This window comes from Leclercia sp. M50, assembly GCF_037150775.1.
Lineage (GTDB): Bacteria > Pseudomonadota > Gammaproteobacteria > Enterobacterales > Enterobacteriaceae > Enterobacter.
Genome location: NZ_JBBCPK010000200.1, coordinates 1 through 2910 on the forward strand (window position 1 = coordinate 1; position 2910 = coordinate 2910).

At 58.8% G+C, this 2910-nt stretch carries 2 protein-coding genes and 1 pseudogene; 1 reads left to right on the top strand and 2 read right to left on the bottom strand.

What is annotated here, in order from left to right:
* The coding region (locus tag WFM46_RS23405; protein ID WP_336998689.1) for an MFS transporter at positions 1-497 on the bottom strand (497 nt) is incomplete at its 3' end.
* Positions 498-606: 109 nt separating this feature from the next.
* Between WFM46_RS23405 and WFM46_RS23410 the strand changes: the two genes are divergently transcribed.
* Positions 607-1545 carry a LysR substrate-binding domain-containing protein gene (locus WFM46_RS23410; protein ID WP_180209152.1) on the top strand — a complete coding sequence of 313 codons (939 nt, stop codon included), beginning with the start codon at positions 607-609 and terminating at the stop codon, positions 1543-1545.
* Between the two features lie 40 nt (positions 1546-1585).
* On the opposite strand, the pseudogene rne reads toward WFM46_RS23410, so the two are convergent.
* Positions 1586-2910 (bottom strand): annotated as a pseudogene (gene rne / locus WFM46_RS23415) (ribonuclease E); the annotation flags it as partial.

Here is a 2910-nt window from a genome sequence, read left to right on the forward strand (position 1 = left end):
CGCCAGCCAAAAGCTTCACCTACCACGCCGCTCACCGTACGGGAAAGCAGGATCCCCAATAACAGGCCGGTCATCACCGTACCGACGGTTTTCCCCTGTTTACCCTCCGGGGCGAGGATCGCCGCAGCCGGAACGATATCCTGCGCCATGGTGGCGGTCATCCCAATCAGCAGGCTGACCAGCAGCAGGGAATGCATCTGAGCCGTCAGGCTACAGGCCAAAAGTAGCAATGCCAGCGCGATGCTTTTCACCACAATCAGGGTGCGGCGGTCATAGCGATCGCCAAGCGGCAGCAGGAAGAGGATCCCCAGCGCATAGCCTGCCTGCGTCAGGGTGGGCACCATCCCCATCCCTTCAATACTGAGATGCAAATCTGCGCCCATCAGCGGCAGTAGCGGCTGAGCATAATAGATGGCGGCGACGCTAAAGCCCGCGCCGATGGCAAGGATGAAAATTACCCAACGGCTGACGGCTGGGCTCAGGGTACTGGAGTTCATATGCAGTTCCTCATTTCGGGTGTGTCGCTATTCTTTATCACCACGCCTTGCGGTGGTAGCGGGCCCGGTGTTAAAACACTTATACGTGTAACGTATAACCGGATTAAAAATGAAACGTTCAGAACGTATAGACCGGGTAGAGCTGATGCGTACTTTTGTGCGCATCGTGGAGACGGGCTCTCTCTCTGCCGCTGCGGTGCAGATGGTGACCAGCCAGGCCACCGTCAGCCGTCGTCTGCAATCACTGGAGACGCTGCTGGGTGTGCGCCTGATCCTGCGAACGACACACGCCATGAAGCTGACGGATGACGGCGAACGCTGCTATCAACATGCCCGGCGGGTCATTGACAGCTGGTACGCGCTGGAGGATGAAGTCGGGCAAACAGAAGATGAGCCAGTCGGTGTGCTTCGCGTGCGTGCGCCGCATGCCTTTGGACAGGAGCAGTTGCTGGAGCCATTAACGGCGTTCCTGCTGCGCTATCCACGACTCAATGTGGAGTGGATGCTCAACGACCGCTCGGCTGATTTTTTAAGTGACAATATCGACTGCGCTATCCGGGTAGGGGCGGAGATCGACCCGGCCACGGTGTCGGTATTGCTGGCCGAGGTGCCGCGCAGCATTGTGGCGTCACCCGAGCTGCTGGCACGGTTTGCGCCAGTAGAAAAACCGGAAGATCTCTCCGCACTGCCCTGGGTGGCGCTCAATACTTTTTATCGTCAGCATGTTGAACTGTTCAGTGCGGAAGCCGCACAACCGCTGCGGGTGGCTATCTCCCCGCGCTTGAGTACCGACAGCCTCTACGTGGCGCGTAAAAGCGCGCTTACCGGGCTGGGTGTTGCCGTGGTCTCAAGCTGGACTGTCGAAGCGGATATCCGTGAGGGCAGGCTGATTCATCTGGTGCCTGACTGGCAGCCCGCCGCGTTGCCGGTTCATCTTGTCTATCCCTGGTCTCGCTACTATCCGGCGCGACTGCGTCGTTTTCTGGAGATGATGAGAGAGGTGATGCCTGAAATCACAGGGATGCGCAGGCCAGAACAGAGGCAATAAAAAAGCCGACCCGAAGGTCGGCTTTTGCGCTTAAGCAAGCTTATTCAGCCGGCTGTGGGCGCGTGGCTGGCGCAGTGGCGTGATGGGTGGCGCTGTGCCCCCCCGCAGAGCCTTTACCGTCAAATTCAAATGCCGGACGTACCCAGTCACTCTGGCGCGGCGCTTCCGGAACATATTCTGGTGCCGGCGCACGGGTCATCGGAGCCGTCGCGTGATGGGCTTCAGCGTGAACCTGAGCGGCTGGCGCTGGCTTCACTGCAGGAACCGGCTTCACTTCTGGCTCGTCGACGTGAGCGACGTCAGTGACTTCAGGTTCCACTTCAGCGGCCTCAACCGGTTCAACATCGATTTCAATCTCAGGTTGAACTTCCGTTTCTACTTCAACTTCCACGACCGGCTGCGGCTCGACGGCTGCTTCGGTGGTTTCAGTCGTTTCAACGGCAGCGGCTTCTTCGACAGCAGGTTCAGCTACGGCAGCGTCATCTGCAATCTGCTTCGCGATGACCGCATCGTCAGGAGTGACGATCTGCGACTGTTCTGTCACTGGCGCAGCAATCACTTCCGGATGTGAAGTTTCAACTTCAACCACCTGCGGCTCTGGGATCACGACGGCAGCAGCGTCAGCGATCGCTTCAACTTCGACTGGCGCAACAGGGAGCGCAGTTTCCTGAGCGACGGTCTGCTCTTCAAACTGTGGCTCCTGAGGGCGAGCTACCGGATAACGGATCCAGGCTTTACCTGATGCCATTTCTGGGGAGGCACAGGCAATAGCCAGCGGCATTGGCGACTGCAGCGGATAACGCTCGTCACGATAACGACGGCGACGCTGACCACTCACGCGCAGGTGACGCGGAGAGCGGCGTGAACGGCGCGGCATGCCGGCGTTTTCACGGCCTTCAGCATTTTCTTCCTGCTCAGGTGCGTTTTCAATCACCGCAGGCAGATCAACTTTAGCCAGCTCGGTACGCTGTGCAGGCTCGGCCTGTGGTGCGATCGCTTCAACCGCAGCTTCTTCAGCCTGAGACTGGAAACGCACTTTCTGGTTCATCTGACGCTGCTTACGGCGCGGCATCACCTGAACGCGTTCTTCCTGTTCAGTATCCTGAGCGGTCTCTTCGTCGCGATTCAGCGCTTTAACTTCCTGCTGGGCCTGACGTTTGTCATCGTTACGACGACGGTTACGTTCGCGGCGCGGCTGCTGCTCATCACGCTGTCTGCCTTTATCAGACTCTTCGCTGACCGGCTGGCGAATTTCACGCTCTTCCGCGTTCTGCTGCGGCTTCTCGCGGCGGTTGCGACGGTTTTCGTCACGTCCTTCACGGCGCTCACGACCTTCGCGGTTATCACGATCGTCACGGCTTTCGC